The sequence below is a fragment of the Sinimarinibacterium thermocellulolyticum genome, assembly GCF_040327995.1.
Lineage (GTDB): Bacteria > Pseudomonadota > Gammaproteobacteria > Nevskiales > Nevskiaceae > Solimonas > Solimonas thermocellulolyticum.
Genome location: NZ_JBEPIJ010000012.1, coordinates 55985 through 77729, shown reverse-complemented (window position 1 = coordinate 77729; position 21745 = coordinate 55985). Strand labels below are relative to the sequence as shown.

22 protein-coding genes are annotated in these 21745 nt (G+C 68.4%); 20 read left to right on the top strand and 2 right to left on the bottom strand.

Features of this window, described 5'->3' with window-relative positions; translation table 11 throughout:
* Positions 1-88: 88 nt before the first annotated feature.
* The 20 genes from flhA (at position 89) to ABSH63_RS11215 (ending at position 20094) form a co-directional block, all read left to right on the top strand.
* Complete coding sequence (flhA, locus tag ABSH63_RS11310; protein ID WP_352889840.1) at positions 89-2149, top strand: flagellar biosynthesis protein FlhA; 2061 nt, start codon at positions 89-91, stop codon at positions 2147-2149.
* A 28-nt stretch (positions 2150-2177) separates the two neighbouring features.
* Positions 2178-3395 carry a flagellar biosynthesis GTPase FlhF gene (flhF, locus tag ABSH63_RS11305; RefSeq protein WP_352889838.1) on the top strand — a complete coding sequence of 406 codons (1218 nt, stop codon included), beginning with the start codon at positions 2178-2180 and terminating at the stop codon, positions 3393-3395.
* A complete protein-coding gene (locus ABSH63_RS11300) occupies positions 3382-4269 on the top strand; it encodes a MinD/ParA family protein (RefSeq protein WP_352889837.1) in 888 nt (295 codons plus the stop codon). The genes flhF and ABSH63_RS11300 overlap by 14 nt, the downstream gene beginning before the upstream one ends.
* Positions 4266-4985 carry an RNA polymerase sigma factor FliA gene (locus ABSH63_RS11295; RefSeq protein WP_352889836.1) on the top strand — a complete coding sequence of 240 codons (720 nt, stop codon included), beginning with the start codon at positions 4266-4268 and terminating at the stop codon, positions 4983-4985. The genes ABSH63_RS11300 and ABSH63_RS11295 overlap by 4 nt, the downstream gene beginning before the upstream one ends.
* A gap of 25 nt (positions 4986-5010) precedes the next feature.
* Positions 5011-5403, top strand: coding sequence for a chemotaxis response regulator CheY (locus ABSH63_RS11290; RefSeq protein ID WP_352889835.1), 393 nt, complete (start codon positions 5011-5013; stop codon positions 5401-5403).
* Between the two features lies 1 nt (position 5404).
* Positions 5405-6016, top strand: coding sequence for a protein phosphatase CheZ (locus ABSH63_RS11285; RefSeq protein ID WP_352889833.1), 612 nt, complete (start codon positions 5405-5407; stop codon positions 6014-6016).
* A 13-nt stretch (positions 6017-6029) separates the two neighbouring features.
* The gene (locus ABSH63_RS11280; RefSeq protein ID WP_352889832.1) at positions 6030-7940 is read left to right on the top strand and encodes a chemotaxis protein CheA; all 1911 of its coding nucleotides are present in this window, start codon (positions 6030-6032) and stop codon (positions 7938-7940) included.
* Entirely contained in the window at positions 7933-8673 is a 741-nt protein-coding gene (locus ABSH63_RS11275; protein WP_352889830.1) for a flagellar motor protein, read from the top strand. The genes ABSH63_RS11280 and ABSH63_RS11275 overlap by 8 nt, the downstream gene beginning before the upstream one ends.
* Before the next feature lie 131 nt (positions 8674-8804).
* A complete protein-coding gene (motD, locus tag ABSH63_RS11270) occupies positions 8805-9740 on the top strand; it encodes a flagellar motor protein MotD (RefSeq protein ID WP_352889829.1) in 936 nt (311 codons plus the stop codon).
* Positions 9737-10210 carry a chemotaxis protein CheW gene (locus tag ABSH63_RS11265; protein WP_352889827.1) on the top strand — a complete coding sequence of 158 codons (474 nt, stop codon included), beginning with the start codon at positions 9737-9739 and terminating at the stop codon, positions 10208-10210. Before motD ends, ABSH63_RS11265 begins: the two co-directional genes overlap by 4 nt.
* Before the next feature lie 178 nt (positions 10211-10388).
* The gene (locus tag ABSH63_RS11260) at positions 10389-10679 is read left to right on the top strand and encodes an STAS domain-containing protein (RefSeq protein WP_352889825.1); all 291 of its coding nucleotides are present in this window, start codon (positions 10389-10391) and stop codon (positions 10677-10679) included.
* Positions 10676-11038, top strand: coding sequence for a response regulator (locus tag ABSH63_RS11255; protein WP_352889823.1), 363 nt, complete (start codon positions 10676-10678; stop codon positions 11036-11038). The genes ABSH63_RS11260 and ABSH63_RS11255 overlap by 4 nt, the downstream gene beginning before the upstream one ends.
* A gap of 7 nt (positions 11039-11045) precedes the next feature.
* Entirely contained in the window at positions 11046-13022 is a 1977-nt protein-coding gene (locus ABSH63_RS11250) for a chemotaxis protein CheA (protein ID WP_352889822.1), read from the top strand.
* Between the two features lie 23 nt (positions 13023-13045).
* Positions 13046-13561 (top strand): chemotaxis protein CheW, encoded by a 516-nt coding sequence (locus ABSH63_RS11245; RefSeq protein ID WP_434223269.1) that lies wholly within the window; start codon positions 13046-13048, stop codon positions 13559-13561.
* 160 nt (positions 13562-13721) lie between these two features.
* The gene (locus ABSH63_RS11240) at positions 13722-16214 is read left to right on the top strand and encodes a methyl-accepting chemotaxis protein (protein WP_352889820.1); all 2493 of its coding nucleotides are present in this window, start codon (positions 13722-13724) and stop codon (positions 16212-16214) included.
* Positions 16215-16229: 15 nt separating this feature from the next.
* A complete protein-coding gene (locus ABSH63_RS11235; protein WP_352889818.1) occupies positions 16230-16373 on the top strand; it encodes a hypothetical protein in 144 nt (47 codons plus the stop codon).
* Entirely contained in the window at positions 16370-17224 is an 855-nt protein-coding gene (locus ABSH63_RS11230) for a CheR family methyltransferase (protein ID WP_352889817.1), read from the top strand. The genes ABSH63_RS11235 and ABSH63_RS11230 overlap by 4 nt, the downstream gene beginning before the upstream one ends.
* On the top strand, positions 17221-17847 hold the full coding sequence (cheD, locus tag ABSH63_RS11225) for a chemoreceptor glutamine deamidase CheD (protein ID WP_352889815.1): 627 nt from the start codon (positions 17221-17223) through the stop codon (positions 17845-17847). Before ABSH63_RS11230 ends, cheD begins: the two co-directional genes overlap by 4 nt.
* A 10-nt stretch (positions 17848-17857) precedes the next feature.
* Positions 17858-18889, top strand: coding sequence for a protein-glutamate methylesterase/protein-glutamine glutaminase (locus ABSH63_RS11220; RefSeq protein ID WP_352889813.1), 1032 nt, complete (start codon positions 17858-17860; stop codon positions 18887-18889).
* Positions 18890-18957: 68 nt separating this feature from the next.
* Positions 18958-20094, top strand: a complete 1137-nt coding sequence (locus tag ABSH63_RS11215; RefSeq protein WP_352889812.1) for a methyl-accepting chemotaxis protein — start codon at positions 18958-18960, stop codon at positions 20092-20094.
* 21 nt (positions 20095-20115) lie between these two features.
* Here the strand turns inward: ABSH63_RS11215 and ABSH63_RS11210 are convergent, their stop codons facing one another.
* A complete protein-coding gene (locus tag ABSH63_RS11210; protein ID WP_352889811.1) occupies positions 20116-20769 on the bottom strand; it encodes a TetR/AcrR family transcriptional regulator in 654 nt (217 codons plus the stop codon).
* A 152-nt stretch (positions 20770-20921) separates the two neighbouring features.
* On the bottom strand, positions 20922-21695 hold the full coding sequence (locus tag ABSH63_RS11205) for an enoyl-CoA hydratase (protein ID WP_352889810.1): 774 nt from the start codon (positions 21693-21695) through the stop codon (positions 20922-20924).
* Positions 21696-21745: the final 50 nt, after the last annotated feature.

Below are 21745 nucleotides of genomic sequence, written 5' to 3'. Positions count from 1 at the left end.
CGCCGTTGTGCCGCTTCGGAGCGTACGGCGGATCGACGATGCTGGAGTTCCGCCGCCGGTGCGGCACGAGGATTGCACGCGGGCGGTCATGACGCTTGCCGATCTTCTAAGCCGCGCGCGCGAGCTGGGCCGCGCCGGACTCGCCGCGCCGATCGTGCTGCTCGCCGTGCTCGGCACGATGGTGGTGCCGCTGGCGACGCCGGTGCTGGACCTGATGTTCACGGTGAACATCACCCTGTCGATCGCGGTGCTGCTCGCCGTGGTCTATGTGATGCGGCCGCTGGATTTCTCGGCGTTTCCGACGGTGCTGCTGTTCGCGACGCTGCTGCGGCTGTCGCTGAACGTGGCGTCGACCCGCGTCGTCTTGCTCCACGGTCACGAGGGGCCGCACGCGGCCGGGCAGGTGATCGAGGCCTTCGGCAGCTTCGTGATCGGCGGCAACTACGCCGTCGGTCTGGTCGTCTTCATCATCCTGACCATCGTCAACTTCATGGTGGTGACCAAGGGTGCGGAGCGGGTGTCCGAGGTGTCCGCACGTTTCGTGCTCGACGCCCTGCCGGGCCGGCAGATGGCGATCGACGCCGATCTGAACGCCGGAATCCTGACGCGCGACGAAGCCAAGGCGCGGCGCGAAGAGGTGCGCGCCGAGGCCGACTTCTACGGCTCCATGGACGGCGCCAGCAAGTTCGTCCGCGGCGACGCCATCGCCGGCATCCTGATCCTGCTGATCAACATCATCGGCGGGCTGGTCATCGGCCCGATGTCGCGCGGCATGAGCTTCGGCGAGGCGCTGCGCGTCTACACCCTGCTGACCATCGGCGACGGTCTGGTGGCGCAGGTACCGGCGCTCTTGCTGTCGACTTCGGTCGCGGTGCTGGTCACGCGCATGTCGCGTCAGGCCGACATGTCCAAGCAGGTGGCCGGGCAGTTGTTCAACCAGCCGCGCGTGCTCGCGGTGACCGCCGGCGTGCTCGGGCTGGCCGGGCTGATACCGGGCATGCCGAATCTGTTCTTTTTGCTACTGGCCGCCGCTTGCGGCGGCGTGGCCTGGTTGATGGCCAAGCGCGCCAGGGCCGCCGCCGAGCAGCCGGCGCCGCAAGCCGCCGCAGCCGCGGCGGCGGAGGAACTGAGCTGGGAGGACGTCGGCGGCGCCGATGTACTCGGGCTCGAGGTCGGCTATCGCCTGATTCCGCTGGTCGATGCCCGTCAGGGCGGCGAGCTGATGGCGCGTATCAAGGGTGTGCGTCGCAAGCTCACGCAGGATCTCGGCTTTCTGGTGCCGCCGGTGCACATCCGCGACAACCTGCAGTTGCAGCCCGGCGCCTACCGCCTGCTCGTACACGGCGTGCCGGTGGCCGAGGGGCAGATCCACACCGACCGCGAGCTCGCGCTCAACCCGGGGCGCGTGTTCGGCAGCGTCGAAGGCATCCCGACCAAGGACCCGACCTTTGGCCTCGACGCGATCTGGATCGACAAGGGTGCGCGCGAGCATGCGCAGTCGCTGGGCTACACCGTGGTCGATTGCGCGACGGTGGTCGCGACACACCTGTCCCAGGTCGTCCGCATGCACGCGCACGAGCTGCTCGGACACGACGAGGCGCAGGCGCTGCTCGACCAGCTCGCCAAGCAGGCACCCAAGCTGGTCGAGGATCTGGTGCCCAAGCAGTTGTCGCTGACGGTGTTCGTGCGCGTGTTGCAGAACCTGCTCGCCGAGCGCGTGCCGATCCGCAACCTGCGTGTGATCGCCGAAGCCTTGGCGGAGCACGCGGCCAAGAGCCAGGACCCCGTCGTCCTCTCGGGCCTGGTGCGCGTCGCGCTCGGCCGGCAGATCGTGCAGGAAATCAACGGCATGCAGCCCGAGCTGCCGGTGCTCACGCTCGCCGGGCCGCTGGAACAGGTGTTGCAGGACAGCCTCAAGAGCGGCGGCGCGGCGATCGAGCCGGGCCTCGCCGAGCGGATCCATCGCGCGCTCGCGGACCAGACGCGCAAGCTGGAGACGCAAGGTCAGCCCGCGGTGTTGCTGGTTTCGCCCGCGCTGCGACCGCTGCTGGCGAGGTTCACGCGACAGACCATTCCCGGACTGCACGTGCTCGCCTTCGACGAAGTACCGGATTCGAAGCAGTTGCGCATGGTGGGAGCGATTTCGTGAACCAGACCGTAGACGACGGAGTCTGCGCATGAAGATCAAGCGATTCATCGCCGGCAGCATGCGCGAGGCGATCCGCATGGTGCGCGAGGAGCAGGGCGCCGATGCCGTGATCCTGTCGAACCGCCGCGTCGCCGAGGGCATCGAGGTGGTGGCGGCGACCGACTACGACGCGGCGCTGATGCAAGCGGCGATGCGCAGGACGCAGACCGCGGATGCCGCATCGGCATCGCCCGTCGCCGACGGGGCGTTGCCGGCGGCGGCCGCGACAGGCGATTCGCGATCCGCGCCGGCGGTGTCGGTACCGCCGCCGCCGGCGCCGGAAATCCAGCAATTGCGCCGGGAAATCGGCGGGATGCGACGCATGCTCGAAGCGCAGGTCGCGCACATGGCCTGGCGCGATCTGGCCGACCGCCAGCCCGAACGCATGGCGGCGCTGCGAGCGATGACCGATCTGGGTCTGGACGCCGGCCTCGCCCGTGAAATCGTCGACGACCTGCCCGCGGGTGTCGATCGCGAACGCGCGCGCTTCCTGCCGCTGGGCCTGCTCGCGCGCCGCCTGGTCGATGCCCCCAAAGACCCGATCCTCGAAGGCGGCACCATCGCGCTGATCGGCCCCACCGGCGTCGGCAAGACCACGACCATCGCCAAGCTCGCGGCGCGCTTCGCCGCGCGCCACGGCACGCGCGATCTGGCGCTGGTGACCACTGACCACTATCGCGTCGGCGCGCAGGAGCAGCTCTTCACCTACGGCCGCCTGCTCGGCGTGCCGGTGCAGACCGCCGCCAGCGGCGAGCAGTTGCGCGCCGCGCTGCTGCGTCTGTCCGACCGCAAGCTGGTGCTGATCGACACCGCCGGCATGGCGCCGCGCGACGAGCGCCTCGGCGCCCAGTTCGCCGAGCTGCGCGCCGCGCACCGTCCGGTGCGCCACTGGCTGGTGCTGTCCGCGACCACCCAGGCGGCGGACCAGGAGGACATCCTGCGCCGCTTCGCCCCTGCGGGTCTTGATGCCTGCGTGCTGACCAAGCTCGACGAAGCCGCGCGCATCGGCGGCGTGCTGTCGGCGGTGATCCGCCACAAGCTCGCCGTGCCTTATCTCTGCGACGGCCAGCGCGTGCCGCAGGACCTGCACGCCGCACGGCCCGACCAGCTCGTGCTGCGCGCGATGCGACTCGCCCGTTCCAACCCGGCGCGCGTGCACGACGGCACGCTCGCCCTGCAGTTCGGAGCTGCCCATGCCGGCATCTGATGCGATGCTCGATCACCAGGCCGCGGGTCTGGCGGCGCTACGCATGCGCCGACCGGTGCAGGTGATCGCCGTGACCAGCGGCAAGGGCGGCGTCGGCAAGACCTCGACCTCGGTCAATCTCGCCGTGTCGATGGCGATGGACGGGCGCCGTGTGATGCTGCTCGACGGCGATCTGGGCCTCGCCAACATCGACGTGATGCTCGGCCTGCAGCCGCAGCGCAACCTCTCGCACGTGCTCGACGGCAGTTGCGCACTCGAGGACACCATCATCACCGGCCCCGCCGGTGTCATGGTGGTGCCGGCATCCAGCGGCAAGCGCAACATGGCCGAGCTGTCAGCGGCCGAGCACGCCGGCCTGGTGCGCGCCTTCTCGGAGCTGCGCCGGCCGCTGGACACCTTGATCGTCGACACCGCCGCCGGCATCGCCGACAGCGTGATCACCTTCAGCCAGGCCTCGCAGGAGATCATCGTCGTCGTCACCAACGACCCGCAATCGCTGACCGATGCCTATGCGCTGATCAAGGTGTTGAGCCGCGATCACGGCGTGCGCCGCTTCCGGGTGCTGTCGAACATGACGCACACGCCGGCCGAGGCGCGCGAGATCCACGACAACCTGCGCCGCGTGTCCGAGCGCTTTCTCGATGTCACGCTGACCGACATCGGCACGATCCCGAACGACGACTGGCTACGACGCGCCGTGCGGCGCCAGCGCGCCGTCGTCGATGCCTACCCGAGTGCGCCGAGCGCCAGCGCCTACCGCGCGCTCGCGCATCGCGTCGCCGGCTGGGCGACGCCCAGCGGCTCGCGCGGCAACCTCGAGTTCTTCGTCGAGCGCCTGATCGGCGGCGCCCTGTCCACCGGAGCGGCCGCATGAGTACGTGTTCCACGCCTTCGGAGGCGGATCTGGTGCGCCGGCATGGCGATCTGGTGCGGCGCATCGCCCATCATCTGGCGGCGCGCCTGCCGCCCAGCGTCGAGCTCGACGATCTGATCCAGGCCGGCGTCATCGGCCTGATCGAGGCCGCCCGGCACTACAGCGGCGATCGCGGCGCCTCGTTCGAGACCTACGCCGGCATCCGCATCCGCGGCGCGATGCTCGACGAACTCCGGCACACCGACTGGGCGCCGCGCTCGGTGCATCGACGCGTGCGCGAGCTCGCCGAGGCGATCCGTGCGATCGAGCAGACCAGTGGCCGTGAGGCGCGCGAATCGGAAATCGCCGAGCGTATGGGCCTTGGCGTACGCGAGGTGCAGGAGATCCTGCACGACGCCGCGCGCTGCCATGTGCTGAGCCTGAACGCCGCCGGCGAGGACGGCGACGAGACGTTCGACTGCCCCGATCCTGCCGGTGGTCCGCTCGATGCGCTGCAGCAAGCCGAGTTCCGCGAAGCTCTGGCGAACGCGATCGCCGAGCTGCCGGAACGCGAACGGCTGGTGATGTCGATGTATTACGACGACGAGATGAACCTGCGCGAGATCGGCGCGGTGCTCGATGTCAGCGAAAGCCGCGTCTGCCAGATCCACGGTCAGGCCCTGGTGCGGCTGCGTGCACGGCTCAAGGGCTGGAAACAGATGCGGGCGGCAGCCTGAGCAAGGATTCGAAACCGGAGCGACGATGGACAAGAACATGCGCATCCTGATCGTGGACGACTTTTCGACGATGCGACGCATCGTCAAGAACCTGCTCAACGATCTCGGCTACACCCACACCGTCGAGGCCGACGACGGCAAGACCGCATGGCCGCTGCTGCAGGCCGGCAACGTCGATTTCGTCATCACCGACTGGAACATGCCGGGGATGACCGGCATCGAGCTGCTGCGCTCGATCCGCGGCGATGCGCGCATCGCCAAGACGCCGGTGCTGATGGTCACCGCCGAAGCACAGCGCGAGCAGATCATCGAGGCCGCGCAGGCCGGCGTGAACGGCTACATCATCAAGCCGTTCACGGCGCAGACGCTCAAAGAGAAGATCGACAAGATCTTCCAGCGTATCGCCGAGACGGCCTGACGTGAGCGCGGACGATCCGCTGTTCGCCAAGCTCGCGCGGCTGACGCGCGAGTTGCACGATGCCGTCACCCAATTGCGGCTCGACGAGCGGCTCGCGCGCATCGCCGGTGACGAGATGCCGGATGCGCGCCACCGGCTCGACTATGTCATCCAGATGACCGAGAAAGCCGCGCATCGCACGCTCGATCTGGTCGAGCAGGCGCGCGGCGTGGCCGACGGCATCGATGTGGCCGCACGGCACATCGCCGAGGCCGAAAGCGTGATCGCCGACAACCATCCGGATTTCGGCAACGTCTCCGTGCTGTTGCACGGCACCGGCGAGGATCTGCGCGCACAATCGCGCGTCCTGCGCGGCACGCTCTCGGAGCTGGCGCAGGCGCAGGAGTACCAGGATCTCGCCGGGCAGATCATCAAGCGCGTGATCGCGCTGGTGTGCACCGTGGAGCACTCGCTGCTCGAACTGCTGCGCGGCGCCGACGGTGTGGGGCTTCAGACGCCGTCGGCGCAGCCGATACAGCCGAAGACCGGCGAGCTGGCCGGGCCGGCCGTGCCGGGCACGGTCGCCGCGAGCCAGCAAGACGCCGACGAACTACTGGCCAGCCTGGGTTTCTGACAGTCGTGAGCACATGAGCAGCGACGACGACATCCGCGCCGACTTCCTGGTCGAGGCGGGCGAGCTGGTGCAGACGCTCGGCGCCCAGCTCGTCGAACTGGAAAGCCGTCCGCAGGATCAGGCACTGCTCAACGCCATCTTCCGCGCCTTCCACACGGTCAAGGGCGGCGCCGGTTTTCTCGAACTGCATCCGCTGGTCGAGCTGTGCCACGCCGCCGAGGATGTCTTCAACGCGCTGCGCAGCGGCAAGCGCGGCGTCGATCCGGTGCTGATGGACGTGGTGCTCGCCGCCGTCGATGCCGTGCAGACCATGATGCAGTCGGTCGCCGCCGGCACGCCGCTGGCGCCGGCCGACCCGGCGCTGCTGCAGTCGCTGCGTGCGCTGCTGTCGAGCGCGCCCGAGGCGGCACCCGCAACCGCGCCCGCGCCGAAGAAAAAGGCCGCGGCCAAACCGAAGAAAAAGGCGAGTGCGCCGGCGCCGGCCTCGGACACGATCACCGAGGAGGAGTTCGAGGCGCTGCTCGATCAGTTGCACGGTTCGGGCAAGGGTCCGGCAGCGCCGCAACTCGCGCCGGCCGCCAGCGCGCCGCCGCCCGGCTCGTCGCCGAAGCCCGCGTCTGCGTCGACATCCGTCAAGCCGCAATGCGAGCACAAGGCCCGCCCCGATGCGCAGACGCCGTCTGCCGTCGCCGCGGCACAATCGCTGACGCACGCGGGCGAGGGCAGCAAGCCGCCGGCCGAGACCACCGTGCGCGTCGACACCGCGCGCCTGGACGCGCTGATGAATCTCGTCGGCGAGCTGGTGCTGGTGCGCAACCGCCTCAAGGACCTGCGCGCGCGGCAGGCCGATGCGGCGCAGTTCGCGCGCCCGGTCGCGGAGCTCGATCTCATCACGCGCGGCCTGCAGAACGCGGTGATGCAGGTGCGCATGCAGCCGGTCGGCAAGGTGTTCGCGCGTTTTCCGAAGATCGCGCGCGATGTGGCGCGCAGCCTCGGCAAGCAAGTCGAGGTCGAGCTCGTCGGCGAGGACACCGACCTGGACAAGAACCTGGTCGAGGCGCTGGCCGATCCGCTGGTGCACATGGTGCGCAACAGCGTCGACCACGGCATCGAGCTGCCGGAGGAACGCCTGCGGCGCGGCAAGCCGGTGGCCGGCCATCTGACTTTGAGCGCGCAGCAGCAGGGCGACAGCATCGCCATCACCGTGCGCGACGACGGCGCCGGCATCGACGCCGAGCGCGTGCGTGCCAAGGCGGTCGAAAATGGCCTGGTCGATGCCGTCCAGGCCGCGCAGATGAGCACGGACGAATGCCTGCAGCTCGTGTTTTTGCCGGGCTTCTCGACCAAGGAGCAGGTCTCCGACCTGTCCGGCCGCGGCGTCGGCATGGACGTGGTGATGTCGCGCATCCGCGCGCTCGGCGGCAGCGTGCGCATCGAGTCGCAGCTCGGCGTCGGCAGTACCGTGCACATCCGCGTGCCGCTGACGCTGGCGATCCTGTCGGCGCTGATGGTGTCGGCCAATGGCCGGCGCTATGCACTGCCGCTGGCGCCGGTGCTCGACGTGTTCGCACTCGAACCGGGCGCCGCGGAGACGCTGGATCGCTGGGACGTGGTGCTCACGCGATGCGACACGCTGCGCCTGGTGTGGCTCGATCCGTGGCTGGCGCGCCCGGCCGACGATCGGTGCCGGCACGTCGTCGTCGCCCAGGTCGGCGACGAACGCTTCGGCTTCGTCGTCGGTGAGGTGCGCGGCCGTGAGGAGATCGTCATCAAGCCGCTGGGGCCGTCGCTGCGCGGCACGCCGGGCATCTCCTCGGCCACGGTGCTGCCGGACGGTCATGTCGCGCTGATTCTGGATTTCGCCGGTCTGGTCGAGGCCTGGCGCCATCGCCTGGCGCGGCAGCGGGAGCCGGTGCATGGATAAGCTCTCGCTGGTCGGCATCGTGCTCGCGCTGTTCGCGATCGTCGGCGGCAGCGTGCTCAAGGGTTCGGGCGTGGCCGCCCTGATGAACCCGGCGGCCTTCGTCATCGTCCTCGTCGGCACGCTCGCGGCGATCATGCTGCACACGCCGATGTCCACGTTCAAGCATGCCTTGAAGATCATGCGCTGGGCCTTCCGTCCGCCGCAGCACGATGCCAAGGCGCTGATCGCCAACATCGTCGAGTGGAGCGGCATCGCCCGCAAGCAGGGCCTGCTCGCGCTCGAGGGTACGGTCGAGGCCCAGACCGATCCGTTTCTGAAGAAAGGCCTGCAGATGTTGGTCGACGGCGCCGAGCCGGATGCGATCCGCAACATCCTGGAGGTCGAGATGAGCACGCGCGAGCACTTCGACCAGCAGGGCGCGAAGGTCTTCGAGGGCATGGGCATCTATGCGCCGACGCTGGGCATCATTGGCGCCGTGCTCGGCCTGATGGCGGTGATGAAGAACCTGGCCGACCCGAGCAAGCTCGGCGCCGGCATCGCCGCCGCGTTCACCGCGACGATCTACGGCATCGCCTCCGCCAACCTGTTCTTCTTGCCGATCGCGGCCAAGCTCAAGGCAGCGATTGCCGAGCAGACCCGGCTGCGCGAGATGACGATCGAGGGCCTGGTCTCGATCTCGCAGGGCGAGAACCCGCGCAACATCGAATCCAAGCTGCAGGGTTACCTGCACTGACGGTCGTCAGACGTGAGGAGCGAAGCGTGAGACTTGAACAGCCCGTTGCCGATCGGCTCGCGCATCTTCGCCGTGTCGAGGCTGGCGTCTCACCTCTGACGTCTGCCGTCTGACCGGCCCGAGCCAGGACCATGGCCAGAAAGCACAAGCACGAGGAACACACCAACCACGAGGCCTGGGCCATTCCCTACGGCGATCTCATCACCCTGCTGCTCGCGTTCTTCGTGGTCATGTACGCGGTGTCCTCGGTCAACGAAGGCAAGTACCGCGTGCTCGCCGATTCACTGTCGGCGGCGCTGGGCGGACCGCCGCGCTCGCTCAAGCCGGTGCAGATCGGCGACAAGCCGGAGAAGGGCGTGCAGAACGAGTCCCTGTTCAACACGGTGGCGGTGCGCGGCTTCGAGGCGGAGCGCAAGGGCAGCCGTCCCGACGGTTCCGGTGCGCGCAGGAGTGGCGACGAGCCGCTGCCGGGCGGCGAGCACGGTCCGCGTTCCGCGAGTTCTCAGCCGGCGGCGCTGCGCGGTCGCGACGACCTCAAGCGCATGGCCGACGAAGTCCAGCGGGCGATGCAAGACCTGATCGCGCAGGACCTGGTGATCATCCGTCGCTCCGAGCAATGGTTGGAGGTCGAGATCAACACCGACATCCTGTTCGCCAGCGGCGTCGCCGCCGTCGATGTGGCGGCGCGGCCGGTGCTGCAACGGCTCGCTGCGATCCTCGCACCATTTTCGAACGCGCTGCGCATCGAGGGCCACACCGACGATCGGCCGATCGCCACGAACGTCTTCCCGTCGAACTGGGAGCTATCGGCGGCGCGTGCGGCCAGTGTGGTGCACCTGTTCACGCAGCACGGCATCGATCCGAGGCGCATGACCGTCGTCGGTCTGGGCGAGCACCATCCGGTGGCCGACAATGCGACACCGCAGGGGCGCAACCGCAATCGCCGCGTCGTCATCGTCGTGCTCGGCGAAGGTGTAGACGCCGACGAGCGGCTACCCGAGGCCATCGAAAACTCGGACGGCGGCAGCCCCGTTTCCGTCCCCGCGCTCGCCGAGACAACGCCATGAGTGCCGAAAGCCCGGCGCGGCGCGCCGACGACCGGCTGTCGCGCTGGGTGTGCTTCCGGCTCGATGCCCAGCTCTACGGCTTGCCCATCCTCGACGTGCAGGAAGTGCTGTGCCAGTTCGAGATCGAACCCGTGCCGGGCGCGCCGGCGGCGGTGCTGGGCGTGATCAATCTGCGCGGCACGGTGATCACCGTGCTCGACCCGCGCCGCCTGCTCGCGCTGCCGACCTCGTGTCCCGGCGCCGATGCATGCATCGTCATCGTCGACCACGGCGAGGAGTCCTTGGGTCTTCTGGTCGATCGCGTGACCGACGTGCGCAAGCTCGTCGACGCCGCGATCAAGCCGGCGCCCAAAGTCGGTGTCGACGCGGGTGAGGGCTGCGTGCACGGAATCTACGTGCGCGATGGCGAGCTGCTGACACTGCTGGATACGGCTTCGCTGCTGACGACGAGCGCAGCGCGCGTCGCTTGAGCGCCGTTCGGCGGCGCGCTGACTGCCATTCATCCTGCTGCGCATCAAACCCGCTGCCACCGGGCCGTTAGTGCATCCAGATCACGCCGGCTCCCGACACAAGGGCCGGCGTATCGCATCCTCCGATGGCAGGGCTTAGAGCTGACGCATGGGCCGATCAGACGCTGACGCGACACCAATGGACGATGCCGCGACGCTGGCGCTGCCGCAGGACCTGGGCATCGACCAGGCCGCGGCGCTCAAGGCCCTGTTGCTGCCGGCGCGCGCCTGTTCCGTCACGCTGCGCATCGACGGCGCCGGCGTGACGCGGCTGCACGCCGCGGGCCTGCAGTTGATTGCGGCGTTGTGCCGCGATCGTCGAGAGGCTGGACTGACGACGGTCTGGTCGCAGAGTTCGGCGCCGCTGCGCGAGGCCGCCTCGCTGCTGGGTCTGGACGGGCTTTTGATGCTGCCGACGGAGCAACGATGAGTCGCATTCTCGCCGTGGATGATTCCAACTCGATGCGCGAAATGGTCGCGTACACGCTGCGTGCCGCCGGCTTCGACGTGGCCGAAGCGCCCGACGGCGCGCAAGCACTCGAACTGGCGAAGAAGGAGAACTTTCAGCTGGTGCTGTGCGATGTGAACATGCCGCGCATGGATGGCATCTCGCTGGTCAAGGCGCTGCGACAGTTGCCGAACTACAAGTTCACGCCGCTGCTGATGCTGACCACCGAGTCGGCGCCGGAAAAAAAACAGGAAGGGCGCGCCGCGGGGGCGACCGGCTGGCTGGTCAAGCCGTTCAATCCCGAGCAGCTCATCGCGACGATCAACAAGGTGATCGGCTGAGCGCGCCATGAGCGGTATCGACCTCGGCCGCTTTCACCAGACCTTCTTCGACGAAAGCGCCGAAGGCCTCGACGCGATGGAGTCGGCGCTGCTGCGGCTGACACCCGACGGTGCCGATCTCGAAACCATCAACGGCATCTTCCGTGCCGCGCACTCGATCAAGGGCGGCGCCGCGACCTTCGGCTTTTCCGCAGTCGCCGGCTTCACTCACCTGCTCGAAACCCTGCTCGACCAGCTACGCTCCGGCAAGCGCGCGACCACGCCGGAGGCGATCGACGTCCTGCTGCGCTCGGTGGACGTGCTGCGTGGGCTGCTCGACGATGCACGTGCCGGCCGTGCCGACGATGCCGGTGCCGCCGAGAGCCTGAGCGTTGAGCTGCGCCGCCTGCTCGATGGGCCCGCCGCGGTCGCCGCCGCGCCCACGAGCGCGCCCCTGCCGGGCCCAGCGCCGGCACGTATCGGCTGGAAGATCCACTTCGCCCCGCACGCGAGCCTGTTCGCCAGCGGCAACGATCCGCTGCGCATCCTGCGCGAGCTGCAGCGTCTGGGCGAGTATCGGGTGACCTGCGCGATCGAGCGGCTGCCCGCGCTCGAAGACTGCGTTCCCGAGACCTGCTATCTGGCCTGGGACATCACCCTGCGCGGCGATTGTCCGCGCGATGCCGTGGCCGAGGTGTTCGCCTGGGTCGAGGATGAGTGTGCGCTTGGCATCGAGCCGCTCGATTCTGCGCCCGCGGCGAGCCCTACGCCGGCGCTCGCGCCGGCGCGAGCCGCGGTTGCGGCGGCGCGCAGCGAGCCGGCACGCAGTGACGGCGCTTCCATCCGTGTCGCCACCGAGAAGATCGACAGCCTGGTGAATCTCGTCGGCGAGCTGGTGATCACACAGGCGATGCTGCAGCAGCTCGCGAACGGGCTCGATCCGGTGCAGCACGAAAAGCTGTTCACCGGGCTCTCGCAGCTCGAACGCAACACGCGCAGCATCCAGGAAGCGGTGATGGCCACGCGCATGCTGCCAGTGGACTTCGTGTTCTCGCGCTTCCCGCGCATGGTACGCGATCTTGCCGGCAAGCTCGGCAAGCAGGTGCGGATGCTCACCAGCGGCGAGCAGACCGAGATCGACAAGGGCGTGATCGAGCGTATCGCCGATCCGCTGACGCATCTGGTGCGCAATGCCATCGATCACGGCATCGAGCTGCCGGATGAGCGCCTCGCCGCCGGCAAGGACGCGATCGGCACGCTGCGCCTGTCGGCCTCGCACCAGGGCGGCCATATCGTCGTCGAGGTAGCCGACGACGGCCGCGGCCTGGACCGCGCGCGCATCCTCGCCAAGGCGAGCGAGCGCGGCCTTGCGGCGTCCGAGGCGATGAGCGATGCCGAGGTCTGGCAACTGATCTTTGCGCCCGGCTTCTCGACTGCCGAGAGCGTGACCGACGTCTCTGGACGCGGCGTCGGCATGGACGTGGTCAAGAAGAACATCGAGGCGCTCAACGGCGTCGTCGAGATCAGCTCGGAACGCGGACGCGGCATGCGCGTGACCATCCGCCTGCCGCTGACGCTGGCGATCCTCGATGGCATGTCGGTGGCGGTGGGCGAGGAGGTGTTCATCCTGCCGCTCGGCGCCGTGGTCGAATCGCTGCAGCCGCGACCCGAACAGGTCAAGCGCATGGCCCAGCAGGGTACGGTGGTACGTGTTCGCAACGAATACCTGCCGCTCGTCGACTTGCGCGAGTGGTTCGGCCTGCCGGGCACGAGGACTGCAGCGCACGAAGCCATCGTCGTCATCGTCGAGGCCGAAAGCCGCAAGCTGGCGCTGCAGATCGACGATCTGGTCGGGCAGCAGCAAGTCGTGATCAAGAGTCTGGAAGCCAATTACCGCAGGGTGCGCGGAGTGTCGGGCGCCACGATCCTCGGCGACGGGCGCGTCGCGCTGATCGTCGACGTCTCCGCCGTCGTGCGCCTGTTCTCGCAGCCGCTGGCGGCCTGAGCGCCAACGAGGAAACCGAGCCCATGAGCAGCACCACATCCACGAGTCCACCGACCGGTCACGCGAACCGCGTCGGTATGCCCAACGAGTTTCTGACCTTCACCCTCGGTGACGAGGAGTACGGCGTGGACATCCTCAAGGTCCAGGAGATCCGCGGCTACGACACCGTCACCAAGATTCCGGATGCGCCGGAGTTCATCAAGGGCGTGATCAATCTGCGCGGCACCATCGTGCCGGTCATCGACATGCGGCTGAAGTTCAGGCTCGGCCGGGCCGAGTACGACGCGTTCACGGTGATGATCATCCTCAACGTCGCGGGGCGCGTCGTCGGCATGGTGGTCGACGGTGTCTCCGACGTGATGCAGCTGACGCCCGAGCAGATCCGGCCGGCACCGGAGTTCGGCAGTGCCATGAACGCACGTTACATCACCGGCCTCGGTGCGCTCGACGATCGCATGCTGATCCTGGTCGACATCGAAAAACTGATGATGGCGCCCGACATGGCCCTGGTCGATGGCGGCAGCCAGGCGCTGCAATGAACCCGCCGCTTGAACGCAGGACCACGCCGATGCAAGCCGGCGCAAGGACCCTGGCCGCGCGCCGGCGAGCGCTCGAGCGGTGCGGCCGCCTTTTTGATCCGCCGTCGACGGCCGCGTACGCGACCGCCGCCCTTTCCAACCCCTGATCGCCCACACTGCCATGAAAACCGAATCTCGCTCGAAGCCGGCCGCCACGAACCCGTCGCCGCGCAAGGCGATGCGCAAACGCAACGCGTCGCGCAACACCGTGTCGAGTGACGCCGTCGCGCAGCTCGCCGCCATCCATCGCTCGCAGGCGGTCATCGAGTTCGAGCTCGATGGCACGATCCTCACGGCCAACGACAACTTCCTGAAGGTGGTCGGTTATTCGCTGGACGAGATCCGTGGCCAGCACCACGGCATGTTCGTCGATCCCGAGTATCGGGCCAGCGCCGAGTATCGCCAGTTCTGGGAGAGGCTCGGCCGCGGTGAATTCGACGCCGGTCAGTATCGGCGCATCGGCAAGAATGGGCGCGAAATCTGGATCCAGGCCTCTTACAACCCGATCCTCGATTCCAGAGGCCGGCCGGTGAAGGTGGTCAAGTACGCGACCGACATCACCACGAGCAAGCTCGCCGAGCTCGAATCGATTGCCAGGGAACAGCGCCATGCGCAGGCCGTCGCCCGCATCAAGCGCGGTCTGGACGTCGTCGAGACCAACGTGATGGTGGCCGATGCCGATCTGAACGTGGTCTACGTGAACGACTCGATCCGCAAGATGCTGGCCATCGCCGAAGCCGACATCCGTAAGGACGTGCCGGCATTCTCGGCCGCGACCGTGGTGGGCACCAACATCGACGTGTTCCACAAGAATCCGGCCTATCAGCGCGCGCTGCTAGCGAAGTTGACCGGAACCCACAAGGCCAAGCTGACCCTGGGCGAGCGCACCTTCTCGCTGATCCTCAACCCGATCGACGGCGACAAGGGCGAGCGGCTGGGTTATGTGGTGGAGTGGAAGGATATGACCGCCGAGCTCGCCGCCGAGCGCGTCGAGGCCGAGCGCCTGGCCGCCGAGCGCAAGCGCGCCGACGAGAACCTGCGGATCAGAAACGCGCTCGACAACGTCTCCGGCAACGTGATGATCGCCGATAACGATCGGCAGATCGTCTACATAAATGCCGCGGTCGCCGACATGCTTACGCGCGCAGAGGCCGATCTGCGCAAGGTCATGCCGCACTTCGACGCGCGCAAGCTGCTCGGCGCGAGCATCGATCTGTTCCACAAGAATCCGGCGCACCAGTCGCAGTTGCTGGAGAATCTGCGCAGTCCGTACCGCACCCAGATCAAGGTGGGTGGTCTGACCTTCGGTTTGATCGCGAGTCCCATCGTCAACGACCGGGGCGAGCGTCTGGGCACGGTGGTCGAGTGGCAGAACCGCACCGCGGAGGTCGCGGTGGAGCAGGAGGTGAGCGAGATCGTCGCCGCGGCGGCGCAGGGCGATTTCACGCGGCGCATCGCGCTCACCGGCAAGGAGGGTTTCTTCAAGGGACTGGCCGAGAGCATCAACCGCCTGCTCGACACCAGCAGCGCCGGCCTCGACGAAGTGGCGCGCGTGCTCGGCGCGCTGGCACGTGGCGACCTCACCGATCGGGTGTCCGGCGAGTTCCAGGGCACCTTCGGCAAGCTCAAGGACGATACCAACCAGACCGTCGAGCAGCTGACCAAGATCATCCAGCAGATCCAGCTCGCGACCGAGACGATCAACACGGCCGCGCGCGAGATCTCCTCCGGCAATGCCGACCTGTCGGCGCGTACCGAGCAGCAGGCCGCATCGCTCGAAGAGACCGCCTCGTCGATGGAGGAGCTGACCAGCACGGTCAAGCAGAACGCCGAGAACGCCAAGCAGGCCAACCAGCTCGCCGTCGGCGCCTCCGATGTCGCGCGCAAGGGCGGCCAAGTGGTGTCCGAGGTCGTGACCACGATGTCGGCGATCAACGAGTCGAGCAAGAAGATCGTCGACATCATCAGCGTGATCGACGGCATCGCCTTCCAGACCAACATCCTCGCACTCAACGCCGCGGTCGAGGCGGCACGCGCCGGCGAGCAGGGTCGCGGTTTCGCCGTCGTCGCCGCCGAGGTGCGCTCCTTGGCGCAGCGCTCCGCCGCGGCGGCCAAGGAGATCAAGGCCCTGATCGGCGACTCGGTGGAGAAGGTCGGCAACGGCTCCAAGCTGGTCGAGCAGGCCGGGCGCACGATGGAGGAGATCGTCACCAGCGTGAAACGGGTGACCGACATCATGGCCGAGATCAGCGCCGCCTCGCAGGAACAGAGCCAGGGCATCGAGCAGGTGAACCAGGCGATCACGTCGATGGACGAGGTGACGCAGCAGAACGCGGCGCTGGTCGAACAGGCCTCCGCGGCCGCGCGCTCGCTCGAAGAGCAGGCGGGCGAGCTCGCGCGCTCGGTAAGTCAATTCCGCCTCGATCGGGCTGCACGTCCGACCGCATCGGCGGCGCCTGCGGCCGTCGCGCCGGCCGCGCCCAAGGCCGCGCCTCGCGCATCGGCGCGGGCGACGCCAGCGCCGAGCCGTCGTCCGGCGCCGCGGGCCACGAGCGCGAACGGCAGCAAGGCGCCGGCCAAGGCCGGTGCCGACGAGCAGTGGACCGAGTTCTGAACGGGGGACTCGGTCATGCCCAGCGAAGCTGCCCGCGGCGGCCGCCTCGATGCCTGGCTGGTCTGGATCGGCAACTGGGGGCTGGCGCTGGCCGGTCTCGGCTGCCTGCCGCAGCCGCCGCTCGAGGCGCCTAGCCCCCGCGCGGAGCCGGCGCGGTGACGGCCGCGGTCGAGGCCGGCAGTGAGCGCGAGTTCGCGTACACCGCCGGCGATTTCGAGCGCGTCCGCAGGCTGATCCATCAGCGCGCCGGCATCGCGCTTTGCGCCGGCAAGCGCGATCTGGTGTACAGCCGCCTGTCGCGCCGGCTGCGCGCGACCGGACATCGCCGCTTCGGCGACTACCTCGATGCGCTCGAACGCGGTGGGGACGCCGATGAATGGCAGGCCTTCGTCAACGCGCTGACGACGAATCTCACTTCGTTCTTCCGCGAGCCGCATCACTTCGAGCGTCTGCGTGCCTTGTTGACGGCACTGCCGCGCGGCAGCCGCGCAGCGCTGTGGTGCAGCGCGGCGTCCACCGGCGAGGAGGCGTACAGCATGGCGATCACCGCCGCCGAGACTTTCGGCACCTTGTCGCCGCCGGTGTCGATCGTGGCGACCGATATCGACACCAACGTGCTCGCCACCGCGGCGCGTGGGGTCTACCCGCTGGAGCGGGTCGCGGCGCTGCCGCGCGCGCAGTTGCAGCGCTATTTCCGTCGCGGCGTCGGCGCCAACGAAGGACTGTGCCGCGTCATCGACGAGCTGCGCCGGCTCGTCAGCTTTCGCGCGCTCAACCTGCTCGCGCCGAGCTGGCCGCTGCGCGGGCCGCTGCACGCGATTTTCTGCCGCAACGTCATGATCTATTTCGACAAGCCGACACAGCGGCGCTTGATCGAGCGCTTCGTGCCCTTGCTCGCCGACGGCGGCGTGCTGTGCCTGGGCCACTCGGAATCCTTGCCGGAGGCGGGGCAGTTGCTCGTGTCCGAGGGACGCACCGTCTACCGCCGCGTCTTCGGCGCGCAGCCATGAGCGCGCTGCTGCGGCACGCCTGGGACGCGCGCACCGGACAGGGGCTGGCGCCGCGCTATTTCGATCGCCAGCTCGGCTGCGCCGTGATCAAGGTCATGCCCGGCGAATACGAGGTGGGGGACGCCGAACTGACACTGGTGACCTTGCTCGGCTCCTGCGTGTCGGCCTGTATCCGCGATCCGGTCGCCGGCGTCGGCGGCATGAACCACTTCATGCTGCCCGAGGATCAGCGCGAGGGTGGCGGCGCCGGCAACGCGCGTTACGGGGCCTATGCGATGGAAGTGCTGATCAACGAGCTGCTCAAGCGCGGCGGTCGGCGCGAGCGCCTCGAGGCCAAGGTGTTCGGCGGCGCCAACGTGATCGCCAGCATGAGCGTCAGTGCGGTCGGTGATCGCAACGCGCGCTTCGTGCTGGATTATCTGCAGCGCGAGTCGATCGCCGTCGCGGCGCGCGATCTGGGCGGGCAGAGCGCGCGCAAGCTGGCGTACTTCATCGGTAGCGGCCGCGTGCTGGTGCGTCATCTGCCGGTCGCGGCCACCGCCGCCGATCTGGCGGTCGAGCGCATGTATGGGCAGTCGCTGGCCTGCGCCGCGCCGGCCGGCGAGGTCGAGTTGTTCGATTGAGTCGCCGCCCATGACCATCAAGGTGCTCATCGTCGACGACTCCGCGCTGGTGCGCGGCGTGCTCAGCGAGATCCTGTCCGCCGATCCACAGATCGAGGTCGTCGGCACCGCGTCCGATCCGCTGATCGCGCGCGACAAGATCAAGCAACTCAATCCCGACGTGCTGACGCTCGACGTCGAGATGCCGCGCATGGACGGGCTGACCTTCCTCGACAACCTCATGCGCCTGCGGCCGATGCCGGTGTTGATGGTGTCGTCGCTGACCGAGCGCGGCGCCGAGATCACGCTGCAGGCGCTCGAACTGGGTGCGGTCGACTTCGTGACCAAGCCGGCGCTCGACGTCAAGGCCGGGCTCGAAGCCTATGCGCAGACGCTGCGCGACAAGGTCAAGGCGGTGTCGCGCGCGCGCCCGCGCGGGCGCAGCGACGCCGCGCGCCCGCCGGCCGCATCGACCAGACCGCGCGCCTTGCGCACGACCGAGAAAATCATCGCCATCGGCGCGTCCACCGGCGGCACCGAGGCGATCAAGAATGTGCTTTCGGCGATGCCGCCGGACGCGCCGGCGATCGTCATCACCCAGCACATCCCGGCGATGTTCAGCGCGCCGTTCGCGGCGCGCATGGATCGCTGCTCGCCGATGTCGGTCTGCGAGGCCCGCGATGGGCAGCAGATCGTCCCGGGTCACGTCTACATCGCGCCGGGCAGCCATCACCTGCTCGTCGAGCGCAGCGGCGCGCGCTACTACTGCCGTCTGTCGGATGCGCCGCCACAGAACCGCCACCGGCCGAGCGTCGACGTCATGTTCCGCTCGGTGCTCGATCACGTCGGCACCAACGCGGTGGCCGCCCTGCTCACCGGCATGGGCGAGGACGGCGCGCGCGGCCTGCTCGCTCTGCGCGAGCTCGGCGCGCACACGATCGCGCAGGACGAGGCCACGAGCGTGGTCTGGGGCATGCCCGGCGCCGCCGTACGCATGAATGCGGCCGAACGCGTGTTGCCGCTGGAGCAGATCGCCGCGCAGCTTCTGGAGTGGACGCGATGACCGCGCTCAAGCCTGCGGCCGTTGCGCCGATACCTGACACGAGAACCCCGGTGTTTCTGGAGCCCGCGATGCCCGTTTCCACCCTCAAGCTGTTCACGGTTCCGTGCGCGTTCTGCGCGCTGCTCGTCGGCGCGCTCGTCGCTGGTGCCGATGCAAAGATCGCCTGGAGCATCGGGGTGGTCGCGCTCGCCGCATGGCTGTCGGCGGCGTTCGTGCAGTCGCGGCAACTCGCGGCGATGCGCAGCGAACTGGCGCGCCTGCAGTCGGAACGGCTCGCGCAGCGCGCAAGCCTTGGTGAACTCGGCAGGAGTCTGGCTGGCGAACTCGGCGGCGTGCAGCGCGAGGTCACGCGTGTGCAGACCCTGATCGGCGAGGCGGTGCGCGAACTCACCACGAGCTTCTCGGAAATGACCCGTCAGGCCCAGACGCAGCAGGCCGCGGTGTCGCGCATCCTCAGCCAGACCTCCGAGAACGACGGCGGCGTCGACGTGCGCCGTTTCGCCGAAACCGCATCGGAACTGATGAACGGGCTGGTCGATGCGCTGGTGCAGGTCTGCCGCCAGAGTTCGGCGACCGTCGGCCAGATCGACGAGATGGTGCGCCAGCTCGATGCGATCTTCGATCTTCTGGGCGATGTCAAATCGATCGCCGACCAGACCAACCTACTCGCCCTCAATGCCGCGATCGAGGCGGCGCGCGCGGGCGAGGCGGGGCGCGGATTCGCCGTCGTCGCCGAGGAAGTGCGCAATCTTTCCGAGCGGTCCACCAGCTTCAACGAACAAATCCGCAAGCTGGTCGGCGATTCCAAGGATGCCGTCGCCAAGGTCCGCGAGACCGTCGGTGCAATGGCGTCGCGTGACCTGAGCCTGAGCGAGCGCGCCCGTGACGAGGCCGGGCGCCTGCTGGTCCAGGTGGAGCGCATCAATCAGGGCCTGGCCGCCGGCATCAGCGAGGTTGCGGCGGCGCGCGAACGCATCAGCGAGTCGGTCGCGCGCGCCGTGCGCAGCTTACAGTTCGAGGACATCTCGACCCAGGCGCTGGGGAGCGCGCTGCGGCACGTGGAGCGCGCTGGCAGCATCGGCGCCGAAGTGCAGGACGCGATCGGTGCCGATGCGACCGCCGTGCCGCGGGTCGACTGGCGTCAGCCGCAGCACAAGCCCGTGGCGCAGGAGTCGCTGCAGGCCGGCGCAGTGGAGCTGTTCTGAACGGGTCTGTGTGCGCGCTGACTAACGCGCGGCGCCGCCGAGCAGGCGCGAACCCAGGCGGATCAGCTTGGGACGGTCGGCGCTCCTATTGATGCCGTTGAGCAGCAGGTCGGTGACCGTGCGGGCCAGATCCTCGGGACGGCGACGGGTATCCTGGACCATCAGCCGCGCGAGCTCGTAGCCGGCACCGAAGCTGATCGCGGTCAGCGCATCGACATCGAGCTCGGGCACGACGCCGCGGACCATCGCATCCTGCAGGTCGAGTTTGAGCGAGGCCATGATCAGCCCGAAGAAATTGTCGTTGTAGAACGAGCGCAGCACCGGCTCGTTGCGGAACATCAGGGCGAAGAATGCCGGGTCGCTGCGTACGATCTTGAGCGTCGCCAGATAAGACTCGTAGAAGAAGGACTCGATGTCGGTCGCGCGTTCGCGCGCGGCATGGATCTGCTCCTGCAGCTCGCCGAGCCGCGCCTCGATCAGTGCGCGGAACAGCGACGCCTTGTCCGGGAAGTAGTTGTAGAAGGTGCCCGCGGCCAGGCCCGAGAGGCGGATGACGTCGCGGATGGTCACCGCCTCGTAGCCGTGTTCGAGAAAGCAGCGACGTGCCGCTTCGAGAATCGCGGCGCGATTGGCCAGCTTGTTGCGAGCGCGCTTGCCTTGCGGCGGGGTGGGCATGGTCGTCTTCACCGGTTCACGCCCGCAGCATCGGCAGGGCGGTCCACGCCAATGATGCTGCAAAAACCTGACGCCGGCGTCAATGAATCGTCCGGGTCTGCGTCGCCTCCGGCCATTCCCAGACGATCAAAGCGCCTGAAACCTTCACGCCCTCAACAGAACGCGGAGAAGTCCGGCTTGCGCTTGTGCAGGAAGGCGGTGAGCGCCTCGCGCGCCTCGGCCCCCTGCAGCATCGCCATGAAATGCTCGGCCTCGAAGCCGATGGCCTCATCGACGCGTGGATCGGTCCAGCGCTTGAGCAACATCTTGGTGGTGCGCAGCGCCCCTGGCGGCTGCTGTGCCAGCCGCAGCGCCTTGGCGCGCGCATGCGCAAACACCTCGGCATCCGGCAGCACCGCATTGATCAGGCGCGCATCGAGCGCCCGCGCCGCGGTGAACGGCTCGGCCAACATCACCAGCTCGGCCGCCTGCACGTGGCCGATCATGCGCGGCAGCAGCAGGCTCGACGCGTACTCGGGGCAGATGCCGATGTTGACGAAGGGCAGGTGAAAGCGCGCGGATTCGCCGGCGTAGGCGAGATCGACGTGAAACAGCAGCGTCGTGCCGACGCCCACGGCCGGTCCGTTGATCGCCGCGACGACCGGCTTGCCAACGCCGGCGAGCGTGCGCATGAAGCGCAACACCGGTGCGTCGGGGCCGGCCGGCGGCAGCTTGAGGAAATCCTGCAGGTCGTTGCCGCTGCAGAAGCAGTCGTCGGTGCCGGCGATCAGGACCGCGCGCACGTTCTTGTCGGCATCGACGCCGCCGAGCACTTCGGCAAGCCGCGTGTACATCGCCTGCGTCAGCGCGTTCTTCTTCTCCGGGCGGTTGAGGCGAATCGTCAGGACGTGGTCTTCGACGGATGTCAGGATGTGGTCGGTGCTCATGACGGTGGAAGCTCGGGATCGTGATCTGCGGGTCTGGCCGCCCGCGCCGC